Below are 19,852 nucleotides of genomic sequence, written 5' to 3'. Positions count from 1 at the left end.
CGGTCGTGGGTGATGCTGGCAGGCATGGATCAGGACGCCTTCCCCGCCGCGCCCGACCTCGCGGGCCGACTCGCGCAGACGGGCTACCTGTGCGACGAGGCGCTCGCGACGATCGCGTGGCTGGCGCTGCGGCTGCACCGACCCCTGTTGCTCGAGGGCGAGCCGGGTACGGGGAAGACCGCGCTGGCCGAGGGTCTCGCGGCCGTGCTCGACGTGCCCCTGCTCCGGCTGCAGTGCTACGAGGGCATCGACGCGTCGCAGGCGCTCTACGACTGGGACTTCCCGCGCCAGATCCTCCACCTGCGCGCGGTCGAGGCGGTGGCGGGCGCCCGGGACGCGGCAACCGACCTGGAGGCCGTCGAGGCCGACCTCTTCGACGAGCGCTTCCTCTTGGCGCGGCCCGTGCTGCGCGCGCTGCGCGAGGCGCCGTGCGTGCTCCTCGTCGACGAGATCGACCGCGCCGACGACGAGTTCGAGGCGTTCCTGCTCGAGGTGCTCTCGACCTGGCAGGTGACGATCCCCGAGATCGGCACGATCGGGGCGCGGGTCCCGCCCGTCGTCGTCCTCACGTCCAACCGCACCCGCGAGCTGCACGACGCCCTCAAGCGCCGCTGCCTCTACCACTGGATCGACCACCCGGGGCTCGAGCGGGAGCTCGCCATCGTCGCCGCACGCGCCCCGCAGGTCTCCGACCGCCTCGCCCGCAGCGTCGTCACCCTCGTGCAGAACCTGCGCGCCGACCCCGCGCTGCTCAAGGCCCCCGGCGTCGCCGAGACCCTCGACTGGGTGCGGGCCCTCGCCGAGCTCGGCGCCGACGACCTCGACGTCGAGACGGCCGCCGCCACCCTCGGCGCCGCCGTCAAGCACCGCGAGGACGCCGAGCGGGTGCGGGCCGCCCTCGACCGGTTGCTCGCCCGATGAGCAGCCCCGTCGCGGTCGGCTTCCGCGTCAGCGGGCGCGGCGCATCGCCCGCCACGGACCCGCTGCCCGACGGGCCCTTCGGCGCCACCGCGCTGCTCGGGTTCGCGCGCGCCCTGCGCGCCGCCGGCGTCGGGGTGAGCGCCGACCGCGAGCGCGCGTACCTCGCCGCCGCCGCCGAGGTGGGCCTCGAGCACCGCGCGGGCGTCTTCCACGCCGGCCGCGCCACCCTGTGCGGCTCCCCGGCCGACCTCGAACGGCACGACGCCACCTTCGCCGCCTGGTTCGGCCTAGAGCGGCTCGGCGAGAGGCACACCCCGCCGCCGGCGGTGACGCTCACCCAGGCCGCGCTCGAGTCCGGCGCCGCCGAGGCCTCCGGGGCGGGGGAGGAGGAGGACGTGCTGCGGGCGCGGGCGAGTGACGTCGAGGTCCTGCGTCACCGCGACGTCGCGACGATGAGCGCGCGCGAACGTGAGCGGCTCGCGGCGCTCTTCGCCGGGTTGACCCCCCGCGCGCCGCGCCGGCGGGCGCATCGCGGCACCCCGGCCCCCCGGGGCCGGCTCGACGCCCGCGCCACCCTGCGTGAACAGCTGCGCCGGATGGGGGAGCCCGGCCCGATCTCGTGGCGCCGGCGGGGGACCCGGCCGCGGCGCGTCGTGCTGCTCGTCGACGTGTCCGGGTCGATGAGCCCCTACGCCGACTCGCTGCTGCGCCTCGCCCACGCCTACGTGCGCGCCGGCGTGCCGACCGAGGTGTTCACCCTCGGCACCCGGCTGACCCGCGTGACGGCCGCGCTGGGCCGGCGCGACCCCGAGCGGGCCCTCGCGGCCTGCGGGGACGCCGTCCCCGACTGGTCGGGCGGCACCCGCCTCGCCGACGGCCTCGCCGAGTTCCTGCGCCGCTGGGGCCGTCGCGGGCTCGCGCGCGGCGCGGTCGTCGTCGTGTTCAGCGACGGCTGGGAGCGCGACACCCCCGAGGCGCTCGGCGAGCAGATGCGCCGGCTGCGGGCCCTCGCCCACCGGGTCGTGTGGTCCAACCCGCATCGTGGCCGGCCGGGGTACGAACCGGTCCAGGGCGGAATCGTCGCGGCGCTGCCGCACATCGACGACTTCGTGGCGGGGCACTCCCTCGCCGCGTTCGAACAGGTCTGTGAGGTGGTCGCCCGTGCGTGAGGTCCTCCCCGAACTGGTGCGCTGGTGGCGCGCGGGCGAGCCCGTGGCCGCCGGAACCGTCGTCGCGACGTGGCGGTCGGCACCGCGCCCCGCCGGCGCGACCATGCTCGTCGGGCCCGACGGAGAAGCGGTCGGCTCGGTCTCGGGCGGGTGCGTCGAGGGGGCCGTCTACACCCTCGGTGAGGAGGTGCTCGCCGACGGCCGCCCCCGCCTGGAGCGGTACGGCGTGAGCGACGACGACGCCTTCGCGGTCGGGCTCACCTGCGGCGGCATCCTCGACGTCTTCGTCGAGAAGATCGACGCGGACACCTTCCCGGAGCTGGCGGAGGTGGCCGCCGACGTCGAGGCCGGCCGGCCCGTCGCGATCGCCACCGTCATCGCGCATCCGTCGCCGGAGTGGATCGGGCGGCGACTCGTCGTCCGGCCCGACGACGACGGCCGGGGTGACGACGACGGCCGGGGTGACGGCAGCAGCGGCGGGTCGATGACCTCAGGCGGCCTCGGCAGTCCCCGGGCCGACGCGGCCGTGACCGACGACGCCCGCGGCCTGCTCGCGGCCGGGCGCACGGACACCCTCACCTACGGGCCGGACGGCGAGCGCCGCGGCGACGGCATGCGCGTCTTCGTCTCCTCGTTCGCGCCGCGCCCCCGCATGATCGTCTTCGGCGCCATCGACTTCGCGGCGTCGGTCGCCCACCTCGGCACGTTCCTCGGCTACCGCGTCACCGTGTGCGACGCCCGGCCCGTGTTCGCCACGGCGAGCCGGTTCCCCTCCGCCGACGAGGTCGTCGTCGACTGGCCGCACCGCTACCTGTCGGCCGAACGCGACGCGGGACGGCTCGACTCTCGGACCGTCGTGTGCGTGCTCACCCACGACCCGAAGTTCGACGTGCCGGTCCTCGAGGTCGCGCTGCGGCTCCCGGAGGTCGCCTACGTCGGGGCGATGGGCTCCCGGCGCACCCACGACGACCGCCTGGCCCGTCTCCGGGAGGCGGGGCTGAACTCGGCAGAACTCGCGCGACTCGCGAGCCCCATCGGACTCGACCTCGGCGCCCGCACCCCGGAGGAGACGGCGGTGAGCATCGCCGCGGAGATCATCGCCCAGCACTGGGGCGGCCACGGCGACCGCCTCGCGGACCGCGCCGGCCCCATCCACCATCACGAGCACGGCGTGCCGGAGGGAACCGGGACGACGCCCCCCTGACCGTTCGGTCAGTCGTCGTGTGGACCTGCCGGTCAGTCGATGACCTCCTCGCGCAACAGCCGGCTGATCTCGGCGGCGCGGCGATTCAGGACGACGTCGGGGGCGGCCCAGGATGCGGCCGCGCGTCGACGTCCGGCTCCCGGAGCGCCTCGTCGATGCAGGCGAGTTCGAGGATGAGGCTCCGGCTCGTCGGGCGGGCCGACGGCGACCGGGCCCGCCAGGCCTGCAGGACGTCGGGGTGCGTCTCCTCCGTCGAGGTCCGGGTCATGCTGTCGGTGCTCATCGCCACCGGCCCGCCTCGCGGGTCGGGGCATCCGGTGCGCAGGCCGGTGACGTGGTCGGGAGACGGGTGCGGGTCGGACGATGGACGTGACGTGGATCGCGTTCCTGAGGTGAAACCCCCATCGGGGTCGATCACCAGGAATGTCCGGCAGGAGAGCGGAATGCTCGTGGGGTTCCGCAGCGGACGGCGGGCCCCTCCCGGACCGGCTGAATCTCTCAGCGCCTGGACCCTAACACCGCAAGGCCGACCGACGAAAGGGTTACTGCGCCAGACAAAATGTTCACGATGAGGCCGCCGGAGGCCCCTGCTGCGGGTCATCGAGACCGGCGAGAACCGCCCGGGCGGCCACCGCCCGGGCGGCCACCGCCCGGGCGGCCACCGCCCGGTCGCCGCCGAGTTCCGCGGCGAGCTCGTCCAACCGGCGCTCCGCCGCGTCCGGCGCCCACCCCGTCGCGAGCAGCACCCCGACGGCCTGGTCGATGCTCGAGGCGTCGGCGAGCGAGCTCGACACGACCCGCCCGGGTTCGAGGTGCCCGTCGAGGACGATCTCCCCCAGAGGGCGACCGAGCATCCACGCCAGGTCGGCCGCCAGGTCGACGAACGCCCCCGGCACGCTCGCGTGCACGATCATCTCTGTCGCCTCGTCGGCCAGGGAGCCGAGGCGCACCCAGAGCGACGATCGGGGGGCGTCGGCGTGGGCGTCGTCGTGGGAGGAGAGCCGCACCGGACCGCGCGACGCCGCGAGGACGAGGGTCAGTCCGCAGAAGGACGGCACGGCGTGCCCGAGGGCCTCGAGCACACCGTCGAAGGCGTGGCGCAGGTCGCCGTCCGGCTCGTCGAGCGCCTGCGTGAGCAGGGCGAGCAGAGCGTCGAGGTCACGGCCGACCGCCATGGGCGTGCTCCTTCGAGCGCTCCCGAACGCGGTCCGTCACCTGGCACCGGGCCGCCGGTCTGCAGCCCTCGCGGAGGGGCGGACGGCGTCAGGACCCCGCCCGTCACGATCCTCCAGGCCTCTCACGCTACTCCGCCGCGTCGTCCGATCCCGTCGAGGGGAGGTGCTGGTCCCGGGCCCGACCCACCGCCGAGTCCACCACCTGGCGGGCGACGTCGACCACCTTGATGTGCTCGCGGTGGCTGATCTCGCGCAGGCGGTCGAAGGCCTCGTCGGCGGTGAGGCCGCTGCGGGCACGCAGGACCCCGATCGCCTGGTCGATGACGGGCCGACGCGCCAGGGCGGTCTGCAGCGTCTCGGTCAGCCGGAGCGCCTCGGCGAGGACGTGGGCGTTGTGCAGGGCGACGGCGGCGGGTTGCGCGAAGGCCTCGCCGAACTCGGCGGCCGTCTCGTGGAACGCGTCCTTCTCCCGGGCGTAGGCGTTGATGGCGCCGACGACCTTGCCCGGCAGCTTCAGCGGCAGGGACAGCGCGCTGTGCACGCCGAGGCGGCCGACCCGCGGGCCGAACCGCGGCCACATCTTCTCGCCGCCCAGGGAGCCGGTGCGCACGGTCCGTAGCTCGCGCACCGCGGTGATGCAGGGCCCCTCGCTCAACGTCTCGTACTGGAGGGCGTCGATCTCGACGACGAAGGGGTCGCTCGCCGCGAGCGCCTCGACGCGGCTCGTCGACGCCTCGTGTCGCAGCAGGGTCACGCCCACGCCCTCGGCGCCGGGATGGCGCGTACCGCGTACTGAGCGATCTGCTCCATGAGCCCCTCGAGGCCCCAGTGTCCCGTGACGAGGCTCGCCAGGTCGGTGATGCTGCCCCGGAGGTTGGCCTCGTCGGCCTGGCTCCACCGCTGTCCTGCCTCGTCCATCGTTACCTCGCAGTGAGTCCCGTTGCCTCGCTCGCGCCAGGGCGGGCGAGGTCTACCTCGCTCGAGGCTACTCCCCGCCCGACATGCGTGGATCGCCGAGTGTGACCGGTTGTCCATCCCGGTGCCAGGGGTGAGGATGACGACAGGCACAGCGCTGTGACCGGACACGAAGGAGTGAGGCATGACCCGCATCAACGTCAAGGTCGACGGGGTCGACCACACCGACGAGGTGGAGCCGCGCATGCTCCTCGTCCACTACCTGCGAGAGCAGGTGGGCCGGACGGGGACCGTCGTCGGCTGCGACACGAGCAACTGCGGCGCCTGCACGGTCCACCTCGACGGGCGCAGCGTGAAGTCCTGCAACGTGCTCGCGGTGCAGGCCGACGGGCACGAGGTGACCACCATCGAGGGCATCGCCGACGGCGACCGGCTGCACGCGATGCAGCAGGCGTTCCACGACTGCCACGCCCTCCAGTGCGGGTATTGCACGCCGGGGATGATCATGCAGAGCATCGACCTGCTCAACGACAACCCGAACCCGTCCGAGGACGAGATCCGGCACGGCCTCGAGGGCAACCTCTGCCGCTGCACCGGCTACCACAACATCGTCAAGGCCGTGCAGCAGGCGGCCGGGGCGGGCGTCGGCGGGGGTGGCGGGCGATGAGCGTCCAGACCGAACCCCGGGCGAGCCGCGAGATCGGCAACGCGCGCAAGCGCAAGGAGGACCGCCGGCTCATCACGGGCCGCACCCGCTGGACCGACAACCTCGTCCTGCCCGGGATGCTGCACCTCGCGATGGTCCGCAGCCCGTTCGCGCACGCGAAGATCCTCTCCGTCGACGTCGAGCAGGCGAAGGCCGCGCCCGGGGTCGTCCAGGTCATCACCGGCGCCGACGTCGCCGACGTCCAGGGCGCCCTGCCGTGCGCGTGGCCGATCACGGCCGACCAGAAGGCCCCCGACCACCCGGCGATCGCGGTCGACCGGGTCGCCTTCTCCGGCGAGGTCGTCGCCGTCGTCGTCGCGGCGAGCGCCGCTCAGGCCCGGGACGCCGCCGAGCTCGTCGACGTCGACTACGAGCAGCTCCCCGCGGCCCTCGACCTCAAGAAGGCGCGCGCCGACGAGGCCCTCGCGCACCCCGACCTCGGCACGAACACGAGCGCCGTCTGGCAGTTCGACTCGGCGCAGGCCGGCACGGGCGGCGACGTCGACGAGCTCATCGCCGCGGCCCGCGTCGACGGCGTCGTCGTCGAGCGGGAGTTCCGCAATCAGCGGCTCATCCCCTCCTTCATGGAGCCGCGCTCGACGGTCGTCGACCCCACGGGCGAGCAGTTCGTCATGTGGTCCTCCACGCAGGTCCCGCACATCCTGCGGCTCATGCTCGCGACGACCCTCGGGGTGAGCGAGTCCAAGGTGCGCGTCATCGCGCCCGACGTGGGCGGCGGCTTCGGCGGCAAGCTGCAGGTCACGCCCGAGGAGGTCATCACCTTCCTCGCCGCGCGCCGCACCGGCCGCCCGTGCAAGTACACCGAGACGCGCAGCGAGTCCCTGCTCGCGGCCCACCACGGCCGCGACCAGTGGCAGAAGCTCACGCTCGCCGCCGACAAGGACGGCACCGTCCGGGCGCTCAAGGTCGACATCACCGCCGACATGGGCGCCTACCTCGGCCTCGTCACCGCGGGCACGCCCATCCTCGGCGCCTTCATGTACAACTCGATCTACACGTTCGACGCCTACCAGTTCACGTGCACGAACGTCTTCACGAACAAGACGTGGACCGACGCCTACCGCGGCGCCGGGCGGCCGGAGGCGACGTTCGCGATCGAGCGGATGATGGACGAGCTCGCCGTCGAGCTCGGCCGCGAGCCGATGGAGTTGCGGCAGCAGAACTGGATCCGCCACGAGCAGTTCCCGTTCACGTCGGTGTGCGGGCTCGAGTACGACTCGGGCAACTACGAGGCCGCCACCGCGCGCGCCATGGAGCTCTTCGACTACGACGGGCTCCGGCGCGAACAGACGGAGCGGCGCGAGCGGGGCGACAGCGTCCAGCTCGGCATCGGCATCTCGACGTTCACCGAGATGTGCGGCATCGCGCCGTCGCGGATGCTCGGCGAGCTCAACTACGGAGCGGGTGGCTGGGAGCACGCCGACGTGCGGATGCTGGCCACCGGCAAGGTCGAGGTCGTCACCGGCTCGAGCGCCCACGGCCAGGGCCACGAGACGGCGTGGAGCCAGCTCGTCGCCGACAAGCTCGGCGTCGCGTTCGAGGACGTCGAGGTGCTCCACGGAGACACCCAGATCGCGCCGAAGGGCCTCGACACCTACGGGTCCCGCTCGCTCGTCGTCGGCGGACAGGCCGTCGTCCGCGCCGCCGACAAGGTCATCGAGAAGGCGAAGCCGATCGCGGCGCACCTGCTCGAGGCGGCCGCCGACGACCTCGAGTTCACCGACGGCCGATTCGCAGTCCGGGGCGCGGGCGAGGGTGGGAAGAGCGTGTCGATGGGCGAGGTCGCCCTGGCCACGTTCGCCGCCCACGACCTGCCCGAGGGGATCGAGCCGTCGCTCGACTCCGCGGCGACGTTCGACCCGGTCAACTTCTCGTTCCCGCACGGCACCCACCTGTGCGCCGTCGAGGTCGACACCGAGACCGGTCAGGTGAGCATGCGGCGCTACGTCTGCGTCGACGACGTGGGCACCATCGTCAACCCGCTCATCGTCGAGGGGCAGATCCACGGCGGGCTCGCCCAGGGGATCGCCCAGGCGCTGTGGGAAGAGGCGGTCTTCGACGACCAGGGCACGCTCGTGTCCGGCTCGTTCGTCGACTACACCCTGCCCACGGCGGCCGACACGATCAGCTTCGTCACCGACAACACGGTCACCCCGGCGACGACGAACGACATCGGCGCCAAGGGCGTCGGCGAGGCCGGCTGCATCGCCTCGACCCCCGCAGTCGTCAACTCGGTCATCGACGCCGTCCGGCACCTCGGGGTGAACGACATCCAGATGCCGTGCACGCCGCAGCGGGTGTGGACGGCCATCCGGACCGCGGGCCGGACGACGGCCGACCCGACCACGCCGGAGTCGACGTCGCACTTCGACCCCGACCAGCCCAACCAGGACCCGCCGGGTCCCGGCGACCACACCGGCGTCGACGACCAGAAGGGAACGGGCGCATGATCCCGGCATCGTTCGACTACGTCGCACCGGCCACCCTGGACGAGGCCCTCGCCGCCCTGCAGCGGCACGGCGACGGCGCGAAGATCATCGCCGGCGGGCAGAGCCTGCTGCCGATCCTGCGGATGCGGCTCAACGCCCCCGAGATCCTCGTCGACCTCGGCAAGGTGAGCGAGCTGCGCGGGGTCTTCGACGACGGCCCCGGCCTCGTCATCGGGGCCATGACCCGCTACGACGAGCTGCTGTCCGACCCGCTGGCGGGGGCGCACGCGAAGCTGCTCGTCGACGCGGTCGCCACCGTCGCCGACCCGCAGATCCGGCACCGCGGCACCGTGGGCGGGGCGCTCGCCCACGCCGACCCCGCCGGCGACGTCGGCGCCCCGGCACTCGCGCTCGACGCCCAGTTCGTCGTCGTCGGGCCCCGCGGGCAACGGGTCGTCGACGGGGCCGACTTCTTCGTCGACCACTTCACGACCGCCGTCGGCGACGACGAGATCCTCGCGGCGATCCGCATCCCGAAACACACCGGCTGGGGCACGCGGTACGAGAAGTTCGTGCGCGTCGTGCACCAGTGGTCGATCGTCGGGGTCGCGGCCGCCGTGCGCGTCGAGGGCGACACGATCGCCGAGGCGAAGATCGGGCTGACGAACATGGGCTCCACCCCGGTGCGGGCCCGGTCCGCCGAGCAGGCCCTCGCCGGCGTGCCCATCGAGGAGGGCGCCGTCGCCGCGGCGGTCGCCTCCGTCGCGGAGGGCACGAACCCACCGTCCGATCTCCAAGGAGACGCCGACTACCGCCGCCACCTCGCGCAGGTGCTGACCCGCCGCGCCGTGCTCGCGGCCGCTGGAGCGTGATGAGCCCGTGGAACTGACCCATTCGTTCACCGTCCCCGCCTCGATCGACACGACGTGGGCGACGTTCATGGACCTGCGCGAGGTGGGGGAGTGCTTCCCCGGCGCGACCGTCACCGACGTGTCGGCCGACTCGTTCACCGGCCAGGTCAAGGTCAAGCTCGGCCCGATCGCCATGGTCTACGCCGGCACCGGCACGTTCCTCGAGCGCGACGACGCCGCCCACCGCGCCGTCATCGAGGGCCGCGGCAAGGACAAACGCGGCAACGGCACCGCCGGCGCGACCGCGACGATCGCGCTCTCCGACGCCGGGTCCGGGAGCACGAAGGTCGACGTGACCACCGACCTGCAGATCACCGGCAAGCCCGCCCAGTTCGGCCGCGGCGTCATGCAGGACGTCTCCGACAAGCTGCTCGCCCAGTTCGTGGCGTGCATCGAGGGCAAGGTGAGCGGGGATCGTCCCGCCTCGTCGTCCTCCGGCGCGCCCGCCCCCGCGGCGGCGCCGTCGTCGGCGGGCTCGGGTGCGGACGTCGAGTCCGGGGTGTCGACCGGCCGACCCGCCGCCCCGCGCGAGGTCGGTACCGCCGCGATGTTCGGCGCCACCGCCGGGTCGGACAGCTGGGAGGCCCGCCGCGGTGGGTCGAACGGCTCCTCGGGCGGAGCATCGGCCGGCTCGGGTGGTTCCGCCGGGGCCCCGGCGGCGCAGCGCTCCTCGGTGAGCGCCGCTGCGTCGGGTTCGCCGACCGCCAAGGCCGCACCGATCGCGCCGCAGGGCAGGGCCGGGTCCGACGACGCGCTCGACCTCGGGTCGACGGTGCTGCCGATCATGCTGAAGTCCTACGGCAAGGAGATCGGCATCGGCGTCCTGGGGTTCGTCCTCGGGTGGAAGCTCGGTCGGTTCCTGCCGGGCTGACGTTCCACCACGGTCGGATCTCACGGCGGACGGTGCCTGCGGCGCCGTCCGCCGTGCGGCGTTCTCGGCCCCGGCCAGGGATGGACCGACCGGTCAGGAGCCGTGCGCGCGCTGCAGCGCGACGAGCCCGGCCTCGATGGACCGGGCGTTGCGCTGCGGGGCCTTGAGGCGCTCGAGCAGCGCCGGCACGCGGGAGGTCGAGTAGTCGAACACCTCGGTGACGAGGGTGGTCTCGTCGGCCTGCGGCTCGAACTCCCAGCGCCAGCGGTGCCCGCCCGGGTGCTGCCACTCGACGACCCGGTCGGGTTCGAGGGCGGTCACGGTGCTCGTCATCCGGTACGGCAGCGGCCCCATCCGCATCGCGACCTGGAACCGGTCGCCGAGCCGCAGCTCGCGCGGCCCGATCACCTCGGGGCGGACCGTGCCGCTCCCGTCGACCTCGTGGTGGCGGTGCGGGTTCGCCACGAGGGCGAACAACTCGTGCGCCGGTGCGGCGACGCGGGCCCGCCGGGCGACCTTGCGGGGGCCTGCCTCGACGGGGTGGACGGCGTTCGTCTCCATGTCTGCGACCCTACGGCCGGCGCGCGTCGGAGGAGTACCGTCCCGTCTCCGCGACCGGACCACAAGTCAGCTCGCCGCGTACAAGAAGCTCGATCCGCGGTGGCACGAGTGGGGCTTCGACCTACCGGAACGGCCGGGTGAGCCCCTCCGCGACCCTGGTCCACCGGATGGAGCAACTCGTCGCGCGCTCAGGCGCGCGGGTCGCCGACGCGCGTACGCCCACCGCTCCGGTGCCCCGCGGCGATTCGTCGCTGCCGACGAAGACGGCCGTCGAGCGTCCGTGACAGGGTGGGGGCGGTTCGTCGTGGGAGACCTCCGCCCACGCGCATCGGCGGGAGCAGGCGATGCAGTTCTACGCGGACGGCTTCTACGGTGGCGACCCGGACATCCACGCCCCGGCGCCCGACGTCGCGGCGGGTGAGCAGGCCGACGTCGCCGACGTGATCGTCGTCGGGTCGGGGCCGGCCGGGCTCCTGCTCGCGGCCCAGCTGTCGGCCTTCGAGGACATCACGACCCGGGTGCTCGAGCGGCGCGAGGGGCCGCTCGTCATGGGGCAGGCCGACGGCGTCGCCTGCCGCACCGTCGAGACGTTCGACGCGTTCGGGCTGAGCGCCCGCCTCGTCCGCGAGGCGTACTGGGTCAACGAGGCGACGTTCTGGGGCCCCGACCCCGCCGCCCCCGAGCGGATCGTGCGCACCGGACGGGTGCAGGACGTCGAGGACGGGCTCTCGGAGTTCCCGCACCTCATCGTCAACCAGGCGCGGCTGCAGGCGTTGCTGCTGCAGAAGATGGAGCGGTCACCGCGCCGGCTCGTGCCCGACTACGGCGTCACGGTCACGTCGGTCGAGGTCGGCGCCGCCGACGAGCCGGTGACCGTGCACGTGACCCGCGCCGACGGGTCGACGGGCACGATGCGGGCGAGGTATGTCGTGGGCTGCGACGGCGGGCGCTCGGCGGTGCGCGCCTCGATCGGCCGTGAGCTGCGCGGCGACCGGCAGGACAAGGCGTGGGGGGTGCTCGACGTCCTCGCGGTCACCGACTTCCCCGACATCCGGCGCAAGGTCGTCGTCCAGTCGAGCGAGCACGGCAACATGCTCATCATCCCGCGCGAGGGCGGCCACCTGGTGCGCCTCTACGTCGACCTCGGCGACGTCGAGGCCGGCGACCGCGGGATCCGCGAGCGCACGACCTCCGACGACGTCATCGAGCGGGCGCGTCGCATCCTCGCGCCGCACACGCTCGACGTGCGCGAGCTCGTCTGGTGGTCGGTCTACGAGGTGGGCCAGCGGCTCACCGACAAGTTCGACGACGTCGAGCTCGCCGACCCGCTGCCCGACGACGGGCTCGCCACCGACGCGCCGCTGCCGCGGGTCTTCATCGCCGGCGACGCCTGCCACACCCACAGCGCGAAGGCCCGGCCAGGGCATGAACGTGTCGATGCAGGACGCCTACAACCTGGGCTGGAAGCTCGCGGCGGTGCTCCAGGGCCGCAGCCCGGCGGCGCTGCTGCACACCTATTCGGCCGAGCGGCAGCGGATCGCCCAGGACCTCATCGACTTCGACAAGGACTTCGCCCGCACGATCGGGGGCAAGCACTCGGGCGAGGGTGAGGGTGGGCTCGACAGCGCTGAGGTCGCGCGGCGCTTCCAGGAGGCCGGGCGGTTCACCGCCGGGGTCGCGACGCACTATCCGGCCGGGCCGCTCGTCGGTCCCGGCACCCACCAGGGGCTCGCCGCCGGATTCTCCATCGGGATGCGCCTGCACTCCGCGCCGGTGCTGCGGGTCGCCGACGCCAAGCCGATGCACCTCGGTCACGTGCACACCGCCGACGGCCGGTGGCGGATCTACCTCTTCGCCCCCGCCGACGGGCTCGGTCCGGGTTCGCGCGCGGCGGCGTGGTGCGACGCGGTCGCCCCGATCGTCGCGCGCTCCGCGCCGGCCGGGGGCGACCTCGACGCGGTCGTCGACGTCCGGGCCGTCACGCAGGCGTCCTGGCAGGACCTCGAGGTGGGCGACGTGCCGCCGCTGCTGCGGCCGACGACGGGCCGGCTCGGGCTGACCGACTACGAGAAGGTCTTCTCGAGCGTGACCCCGACGGGCGACGACGTCTACGACCTGCGGGGCGTCTCCCGCGAGGAGGGGGCCGTCGTCGTCGTGCGGCCCGACCAGTACGTCGCGCACGTCCTCCCGCTCGACGCGACCGACGAGCTCGGCGAGTTCTTCGCGCGGTTCACGACGCAGCGGTAGGTCGGCTTCACGAACGGGACGGTCGAGAGGTGCGACACGGGATCGTCGGCGCTCGCGGAACGGCACCACGACGGGTGGACCGCATGCCCGGGCGGGCCGGTCCCCGTGACACGGATGAAGCGCGGCCGAAACCGTGCGGACACACTGCGGCCCTAGCGTCCCCGCCATGACCGTCTCCGGGACCCTGCCCACCCCGAGCCCGACCCGTTCGCTGCGCCGGCTCGGCGTCGAGGAAGAATTCCACCTCGTCGACCTGTCCACGCGACGGCTCGCTCCGCGGGCCCCGGAGCTGCTCGACCGGTTGGCCCGGCACGGCGAGAGCGCCTACGTCGCGGAGATGCAGCGGTGCGTCGTCGAGGCCAACTCCGACGTGTGCGACGGCCTCGCCGAGCTGCGCGACGAGCTCGTCCGGCGCCGCGCCGTCCTCGTCGAGGTGACCGCCGAGCTCGGGCTCGGCATCGTCGCCGCCGGCGCCGTGCCGCTCTCGGTGCCCGCCGACCTGCAGGTCACCGAGACGCCGCGGTTCCGGCGGATGCTCGCCGACTACCAGCTCCTCGCCCGCGAGCAACTCATCTGCGGCACCCAGATCCACGTCGACGTCGCCGACCGGGACGAGGCGGTGGCCGTCGCGGCCCGGGTCGCTCCCTACCTGCCGACGCTGCTCGCGCTGACCGCCTCCTCGCCGTTCTGGGCCGACGGAGAGGACACGGGGTACGCGAGCGCGCGGACCCTCATCTGGCAGCGCTGGCCCATGACGGGGCTCGCGGCCCCGGTCGCGACCGCGGCCGAGTACGACGCGCTCGTCGAGGACCTCGTCCGCTCGGGGGTCATCACCGACCCCGGGATGATCTACTTCGACGTCCGCCCCGCCCGGCAGGCCGGGACGATCGAGCTGCGGATCTGCGACAGCTGCCCGTCGGTCGACACGATCCTCCTCGTGGCGGGGCTGTTCCGGGCGCTCGTGGCCCGGGAGGCCCGCGCGCACCGGGAAGGGCGCCCGCCGCTGACCATGTCCCCGGTCCTCGGCCGGGCGGCGGTCTGGCGCGCGGCCCGCTCCGGTCTCGAGGAGGACCTCGTCGACGTGGTCACCGGCGAGAGCCGGCCCGCCGCGGACGTCGTCCGCTCCCTCGTGGCCTCCCTCGCCGACGACCTCGAGGCCGGCGGCGACCGCGCCCTCGTCGAGCGGCTGACGACGAGCGTGCTCCTCGCCGGCAGCTCCGCCGCGCGGCAGCGCCGGGCCCGCCGCCGCCGTGGCCTCCTCACCGACGTCGTCGACCTCCTCCTCGCCGAGACCGCGCACGCCCGCACCGAGGTCGAGGCGACGAGCGCCGACACGCTCTTCCTCGGCTACCGGCCGGCCGAGGGCACCACCCCCGAGGACAACCTCCCCGTCGACCGCAACGACGAGGCCATGGACCCCCACGGTCGGCCGCGGGAGGCGTACGCGGACATCGTCGAGCGCCTCGACGCCCTCGGCCTGGCCTCGCTGCGCCACCGCGAGTCCCGGATCGAGGACCTGCAGCGCGCCGACGGCGTGACGTTCAAGGTCAGCGGGCACGAGGGGTCCCGCGTGTTCCCGCTCGACGTCGTGCCCCGCATCGTCGGCCCGGACGACTGGGCCCACATCCAGGCCGGCGCGGTGCAGCGCACCCGCGCCCTCGACCGGTTCCTGCGCGACGTGTACTCCGACCAGGAGATCGTCGCCGACGGGATCGTGCCGGAGGAGATCGTCGACCGGTCGCCGGGCTACCGCTCCTCGGGGCTCCTCGGCGGGCGCGGGGTGCGCGCCCACGTCAACGGGCTCGACCTCGTGCGCGACGACCGGGGACGCTGGTGCGTCATCGAGGACAACCTGCGTATCCCCTCCGGCGTCGCCTACGCGATGTGGAACCGCGGCTTCACCTCGCGGTTCCTGCCCGAGCTGCCCACGCCGGCCGGACTGCTCGGGGTGGACACCGTCCCCGAGACGCTCGCCGAGACGCTGCGGGCCTCGCTCCCGCACCGGGCCGCCGACGACGCCGAGATCGTGCTCCTCACGGCCGGGCCCGACGATTCGGCGTACTCCGAGCACTGGCACCTCGCGACGTCGATGAAGGTGCCGATCGTGCGGCCCCAGGACCTCTACGTCGAGAACGCCCAGCTGTACCGCCCGGTCGGCACGGGCCGGCGGCCGGTGGGCGTGGTCTACGCGCGGCTCGACGAGGACGTGTTCCTCTCGTCGATCGGCCACGACGGGGCGCCGCTGCGCAACGGCATCATCGACGCCCTGCACCGCGGCACCATGGCCATGGCCATGGCCAACGCCTCCGGCAACGGCGTCGGTGACGACAAGGCCGTCTACGCCTACGTGCCCGCAATGATCGAGTACTACCTCGGCGAGACGCCGATGCTGCACACCGTGCCCACGTGGGTGTGCGGCGACCGCGAGCACCGCGACCACGTGCTGGCGCACCTCGACTCCCCCTCGTCACCAAGCCGATTGACGGGTACGGCGGATCGGGCGTGCTCATCGGGCCCGACGCGAGCGAGGCGCAGCTCGCCGCCCGCCGCGAGGAGCTGCGGACGATGCCCGAGAAGTTCCTCGCGCAGGAGGTCGTGTCGCTCTCGACGCACCCCACCTTCGACGGCGAGCTCTTCCGCCCCCACCACATCGACCTGCGCGTCTTCACCCACCTGCGGCCCGACGGCCGCGGCGACGCGTCCGGCCTCGTCGTGCCGGCCGCCCTGACCCGCGTCGGCGCGGCGGGCAGCAAGATCGTCAACTCCTCCGCCGGCGGCGGCAGCAAGGACACGTGGATCCTCGGCCCGACCCTCGGCCCGACCCCTGGCCCGACCCCCGACAAGACCGCCGGCCCCTCCGGCGCCGCCTGATGTGCGGTCTGTGCGGCGAGATCCGGTTCGACGGGGGCACCGCGGACGTCGGCGCCGTCGCCGCGATGACGGAGGCGATGACCCCGCGCGAGCCGGACTCGTGCGGGTCCTTCGCCCGGGGGCGGGTCGCGCTCGGGCACCTGTCGATCATCGACCTCTCCACCCGGGGCGGGCAGCCGATGGTCGACGCCGATCTCGGCCTCGTGCTCGCTTCAACGGGTGCATCTACAACCACGTCGACCTGAGCAGACAGCTCGAGGGTCTCGGCTACCGGTTCTTCTCCCACGCCGACGGCGAGGTCATCATCAAGGCGTTCCACGCGTGGGGGCGCGACGCGGTGGAGCGGCTCCAGGGGATGTTCGCCTTCGCGCTGCTCGACCTCGACTCGGGCGTGACGACCCTCGCCCGCGACCGGCTCGGCATCAAGCCGCTCTACCTCGCGGAACGCGCCGGCCGGCTGCGGTTCGCCTCGACCGTGCAGGCCCTGCTGGCGGCCGGCGACGTGGACACCGACCTCGATCTCGTGGCCCTGCACCACTACTTCAGCTTCCACTCCGTCGTGCCCGCGCCGCGCACGATCCTGCGGGGGATCCGCAAGCTGCCGCCCGCCACGGTGCGCACGATCGGCCCCGACGGGCGCAGCGAGGACCACCTCTACTGGCGCGCGGCGTTCACGCGCGACCCCGACCGGGCCGACTGGAGCGTCGGCGACTGGCAGGAGGCGCTGCTCGGGGCGCTGCGGCGGGCCGTGAGCCGGCGGATGGTGGCGGACGTGCCCGTCGGGGTCCTGCTGTCGGGCGGCTTCGACTCCAGCCTCATCGTCGCGCTCCTCGCCGAGCAGGGGCAGCGCGGCCTGGGCACCTTCAGCGTCGGGTTCGACCCGGCCGGGGGCGAGTCGGGCGACGAGTACGCGTACTCCGACCTCGTCGCTCAGGCGTTCGGCACCGATCACCACCGCATCCACGTACCCACCGACCGGCTCCTGCCCGCGGTGCCCGGGACGATCGCGGCCATGAGCGAGCCCATGGTCAGCCACGACTGCATCGCCTTCTACCTGCTCTCGCAGGAGGTGAGCCGGCACGTCAAGGTCGTCCAGTCGGGGCAGGGGGCCGACGAGGTGCTCGGCGGCTACGACTGGTACCCGCCGCTCACCGGCGTGCCGCGGGGGGACGTGAGCGAGCACTACCGCCGGGTGTTCGTCGACCGCGACCACGCCGACATCGCCGGCCTGCTGAACCCGGCCTACGCGCTGGCGGAGGACCCGAGCGCCGCGTTCGTCCGGGCCCACCAGGGCGCCCCGGGCGCGCGGCAGGCCCTCGACGCGGCGCTGCGCATCGACACCGAGGTGATGCTCGTCGACGATCCGGTCAAACGGGTCGACACGATGACGATGGCGTGGGGCCTCGAGGGGCGGGTGCCGTTCCTCGACCACGAGTTCGTCGAGCTCGCGGCGTCGTGCCCGCCGGAGCTCAAGCTCGCGAGCGGGGGCAAGGGGATCCTCAAGGACGCCGCTCGTCCCCTCCTGCCCGCGGCCGTCATCGACCGGACGAAGGGGTACTTCCCCGTCCCCGGCATCCGTCACCTCGACGGCGCCGTGCTCGACCTCGTCCGCGACACCCTCGCCGCGCCCGCCGCCCGCGAGCGCGGCCTCTACCGGCCCGAGGCGGTGCGCGACCTCCTCGCCGACCCCAACGCGACCCGCACCACCCTCGACGCCAACGCGTTGTGGCAGGTCGCCGTGCTCGAGAGGTGGTTGCAGGGGATGCTGCCGTGAGCCGGGCGACCTCCCGGGTCCGGACGGCCGCCCGGGCGTCGGCGCCGGGGTCGCTGCACCGGCCGAGCCAGGGCGCGTCGGTCGCGCCCGACGGCAGCGCGGTCGCGCACATCGTCGACGACGGCGGCTATCCCCGCGCGGTGCAGCGCTTCCTCGACGGCATGCGCGTCAGCGCCGCCCGCGACGTCACCCTGCCCGTGGAGGGTCCGATCACCCGCGTCGTCCACTCGCCCGACGGGCGCTGGCTCGCCTGCCAGGTGGCGCCGCACGCGGGCAACCGGTCGCAGGTGTGGGTCGTGACGACCGATCCCGAGGACCGGCGGGCGATCTGGGTCGACGGCAGCGACGCGGGCACCGCCGAGCTCGTGGGCTGGGACGGCCCGCTCGTCGCCGTCACCGTCGAGGGCGAGGACGGCGTGGGGGAGGCCCGGCTCGTGCACCCCGTGACCGGCCGGGTCGAGGTGCTCGCGCGCCGCCCCGGGCTGCGACTCGTCGACGCGTGGTCCGGGACCGCCGTCGTCCGGCTCGGCCCCCGCGGCGACCGGCGGCTGCTCCTGCTGCGCGGCGGGCGCGAGATCCCGCTGTTCCGCGACGATCCCGGCTCGACCGGCGATCCCGCGATCATCCTCGACGACCACCGGCCGCGCACCCTCCTCGGCGGGCGCCGCTACGCACCCGCGACCGAGGTGCCCGACGCCCTGCAGGGGTACGTCCGGGTGCTCGTCCGCACCGACCACGGCGCCGACCGCCTGCGTCTCGTCCAGGCCACCGTGACGCCCGAGGGGGTGTCGCACCGGGTCGTCGCGGCGCGCGGGGACGCCGACCTCGACGAGTTCATCGTCAGCGACGACCTCTCCCGCGTGGCGCTGCTGTGGAACGTCGATGGCGGCCGCAGCGAGTTGCAGGACGTGGAGTTCACCGACGGCACCCTCGGCGACCCCGTTCCGCTGCCCGAGGCGGTCGCCTCCGACCTGTCCCTCAGCGCCGACGGCCGGCTGCTCGCGCTGACCTCCAGCGGCATCGGGCGCGCCCGCTGCGTCGAGCTCGTGGCCCCCACGAGCGGGGAGTGGGTCGCGCTCGAGCGGCCCCCCGCCGAGACCGGCCCCGTCCACCCGAGCCTGCTGACCCTCCGGGCGCGGGACGGGCTCGAGCTGAGCGGCTGGCTCTACCGGCCGGCAGACCGCACCGAGCGCGTCGAACTCGGTGGGCCCGACACGCTCGGAGACCCCGACACGCCGGACGAGCCCGGCCCGATGCTCATCTGGCTGCACGGCGGCCCGGAGGGTCAGTCCCGGCCCGAGCACAGCGACACCCTGCCGACGATCCTGGCCGCCGGGTACCCGGTGTTCGCGCCGAACGTGCGCGGGTCGGGGGGTTTCGGGCGGGCGTTCTCGCACGCCGACGACGTGGGGAACCGGATGCGCTCGATCGAGGACGTCGAGGACGTGGTCGCGCACCTCGTGGCGCGCGGGCTCGCCGACCCCGCCCGCGTCGTGTGCAGCGGGCGTTCCTACGGCGGCTACCTTACGAACGCGATGCTCGCGTTCCGGCCGGGGCTGTTCGCCGGCGGCATCAGCATCTGCGGGATGAGCGACCTGCTCGCCTTCTACGCCGAGACCGAGCCGTGGATCGCCGCCGCGGCGGTGTCGAAGCACGGCGACCCGGACCGCGACGCCGAGCTGCTCACCGCGGTCTCGCCGATCCACCGCGTCGCCGACATCGACGTGCCGATGCTCGTCGTCCACGGCGGAAACGACACGAACGTGCCCGTCGGGGAGTCCCGGCGCATGGTCGAGGCGCTGCGCGCCGCCGGCGGCCAGGCGGACCTGCTCATCGTGGAGGGGGAGGGGCACGACTTCACTCGCCCCGAGAACCGGGCCCTGCTCGCGAACAGGATGCGCGACTTCGTGCGCGAGGTCGTCGGGCCGGCCTGACGGGCGGCGCGCCCCCCGACCTCGAGGCTCTCCAAGAGTTCGAGATGGCCCAGGACGTCACCGCCTACCGAGCGGCCCGAGCCGATGATGACGGTGTTCGTCCGTCGCTCGACCAGGTTCGCGCCGCTCCCGTTTCGTGAGTT

Annotated in this window: 15 protein-coding genes and 4 pseudogenes; 14 read left to right on the top strand and 5 right to left on the bottom strand. The window is 73.9% G+C overall.

What is annotated here, in order from left to right:
- Nucleotides 1–24 precede the first annotated feature (24 nt).
- Genes ICW24_RS01695 through ICW24_RS01685 form a run of 3 tightly spaced genes read left to right on the top strand, consistent with a single transcriptional unit; the run spans nt 25 to nt 3,294 of the window.
- Nucleotides 25–921 (top strand): AAA family ATPase, encoded by an 897-nt coding sequence (locus ICW24_RS01695; protein ID WP_226343979.1) that lies wholly within the window; start codon nt 25–27, stop codon nt 919–921.
- Nucleotides 918–2,090 carry a vWA domain-containing protein gene (locus ICW24_RS01690; RefSeq protein WP_226343978.1) on the top strand — a complete coding sequence of 391 codons (1,173 nt, stop codon included), beginning with the start codon at nt 918–920 and terminating at the stop codon, nt 2,088–2,090. The genes ICW24_RS01695 and ICW24_RS01690 overlap by 4 nt, the downstream gene beginning before the upstream one ends.
- A complete protein-coding gene (locus ICW24_RS01685) occupies nt 2,083–3,294 on the top strand; it encodes an XdhC family protein (RefSeq protein WP_226343977.1) in 1,212 nt (403 codons plus the stop codon). The genes ICW24_RS01690 and ICW24_RS01685 overlap by 8 nt, the downstream gene beginning before the upstream one ends.
- Before the next feature lie 85 nt (nt 3,295–3,379).
- On the opposite strand, the gene ICW24_RS01680 is transcribed toward ICW24_RS01685, so the two are convergent.
- From ICW24_RS01680 to ICW24_RS01665, 4 genes are all read right to left on the bottom strand, one after another.
- Nucleotides 3,380–3,577 (bottom strand): hypothetical protein, encoded by a 198-nt coding sequence (locus tag ICW24_RS01680; RefSeq protein WP_226343976.1) that lies wholly within the window; start codon nt 3,575–3,577, stop codon nt 3,380–3,382.
- Between the two features lie 280 nt (nt 3,578–3,857).
- Complete coding sequence (locus tag ICW24_RS01675; protein ID WP_226343975.1) at nt 3,858–4,469, bottom strand: hypothetical protein; 612 nt, start codon at nt 4,467–4,469, stop codon at nt 3,858–3,860.
- Between the two features lie 127 nt (nt 4,470–4,596).
- Nucleotides 4,597–5,223 (bottom strand): GAF and ANTAR domain-containing protein, encoded by a 627-nt coding sequence (locus ICW24_RS01670; RefSeq protein WP_226343974.1) that lies wholly within the window; start codon nt 5,221–5,223, stop codon nt 4,597–4,599.
- The gene (locus tag ICW24_RS01665; RefSeq protein ID WP_226343973.1) at nt 5,220–5,387 is read right to left on the bottom strand and encodes a hypothetical protein; all 168 of its coding nucleotides are present in this window, start codon (nt 5,385–5,387) and stop codon (nt 5,220–5,222) included. The genes ICW24_RS01670 and ICW24_RS01665 overlap by 4 nt, the downstream gene beginning before the upstream one ends.
- Nucleotides 5,388–5,568: 181 nt before the next feature.
- Here ICW24_RS01665 and ICW24_RS01660 point away from each other — a divergent pair, with 181 nt between their 5' ends.
- Genes ICW24_RS01660 through ICW24_RS01645 form a run of 4 tightly spaced genes read left to right on the top strand, consistent with a single transcriptional unit; the run spans nt 5,569 to nt 10,322 of the window.
- Entirely contained in the window at nt 5,569–6,051 is a 483-nt protein-coding gene (locus tag ICW24_RS01660) for a (2Fe-2S)-binding protein (protein ID WP_226343972.1), read from the top strand.
- Nucleotides 6,048–8,561, top strand: a complete 2,514-nt coding sequence (locus tag ICW24_RS01655; RefSeq protein WP_226343971.1) for a xanthine dehydrogenase family protein molybdopterin-binding subunit — start codon at nt 6,048–6,050, stop codon at nt 8,559–8,561. The genes ICW24_RS01660 and ICW24_RS01655 overlap by 4 nt, the downstream gene beginning before the upstream one ends.
- On the top strand, nt 8,558–9,412 hold the full coding sequence (locus tag ICW24_RS01650; protein ID WP_226343970.1) for an FAD binding domain-containing protein: 855 nt from the start codon (nt 8,558–8,560) through the stop codon (nt 9,410–9,412). The genes ICW24_RS01655 and ICW24_RS01650 overlap by 4 nt, the downstream gene beginning before the upstream one ends.
- A 7-nt stretch (nt 9,413–9,419) precedes the next feature.
- The gene (locus ICW24_RS01645; RefSeq protein ID WP_226343969.1) at nt 9,420–10,322 is read left to right on the top strand and encodes an SRPBCC family protein; all 903 of its coding nucleotides are present in this window, start codon (nt 9,420–9,422) and stop codon (nt 10,320–10,322) included.
- A gap of 93 nt (nt 10,323–10,415) precedes the next feature.
- On the opposite strand, the gene ICW24_RS01640 is transcribed toward ICW24_RS01645, so the two are convergent.
- Nucleotides 10,416–10,883, bottom strand: a complete 468-nt coding sequence (locus ICW24_RS01640) for an SRPBCC family protein (RefSeq protein ID WP_226343968.1) — start codon at nt 10,881–10,883, stop codon at nt 10,416–10,418.
- A 344-nt stretch (nt 10,884–11,227) separates the two neighbouring features.
- Here ICW24_RS01640 and ICW24_RS19525 point away from each other — a divergent pair.
- From ICW24_RS19525 to ICW24_RS19505, 7 genes and pseudogenes are all read left to right on the top strand, one after another.
- Nucleotides 11,228–12,130 (top strand): annotated as a pseudogene (locus tag ICW24_RS19525) (FAD-dependent monooxygenase); the annotation flags it as partial.
- 190 nt (nt 12,131–12,320) lie between these two features.
- Nucleotides 12,321–13,130 carry an FAD-dependent monooxygenase gene (locus ICW24_RS19520; RefSeq protein ID WP_307781270.1) on the top strand — a complete coding sequence of 270 codons (810 nt, stop codon included), beginning with the start codon at nt 12,321–12,323 and terminating at the stop codon, nt 13,128–13,130.
- 166 nt (nt 13,131–13,296) lie between these two features.
- Nucleotides 13,297–15,531: pseudogene (locus ICW24_RS01630) on the top strand (glutamate--cysteine ligase); the annotation flags it as partial.
- Between the two features lie 5 nt (nt 15,532–15,536).
- Nucleotides 15,537–15,806, top strand: a pseudogene (locus ICW24_RS19515) (circularly permuted type 2 ATP-grasp protein); the annotation flags it as partial.
- A gap of 36 nt (nt 15,807–15,842) precedes the next feature.
- The gene (locus tag ICW24_RS19510; protein WP_307781287.1) at nt 15,843–16,001 is read left to right on the top strand and encodes a hypothetical protein; all 159 of its coding nucleotides are present in this window, start codon (nt 15,843–15,845) and stop codon (nt 15,999–16,001) included.
- Nucleotides 16,001–17,775, top strand: a pseudogene (locus tag ICW24_RS01620) (N-acetylglutaminylglutamine amidotransferase). Before ICW24_RS19510 ends, ICW24_RS01620 begins: the two are co-directional and overlap by 1 nt.
- The gene (locus ICW24_RS19505) at nt 17,772–19,709 is read left to right on the top strand and encodes a S9 family peptidase (RefSeq protein WP_226343967.1); all 1,938 of its coding nucleotides are present in this window, start codon (nt 17,772–17,774) and stop codon (nt 19,707–19,709) included. The pseudogene ICW24_RS01620 and the gene ICW24_RS19505 overlap by 4 nt, the downstream one beginning before the upstream one ends.
- Nucleotides 19,710–19,852 lie beyond the last annotated feature (143 nt).

This window comes from Agilicoccus flavus (assembly GCF_014857905.1).
GTDB classification, from domain to species: Bacteria; Actinomycetota; Actinomycetes; order Actinomycetales; family Dermatophilaceae; genus Agilicoccus; species Agilicoccus flavus.
The sequence above is the reverse complement of the archived record's forward strand: the minus strand, read 5'-3'. Positions and strand labels throughout refer to the sequence as shown.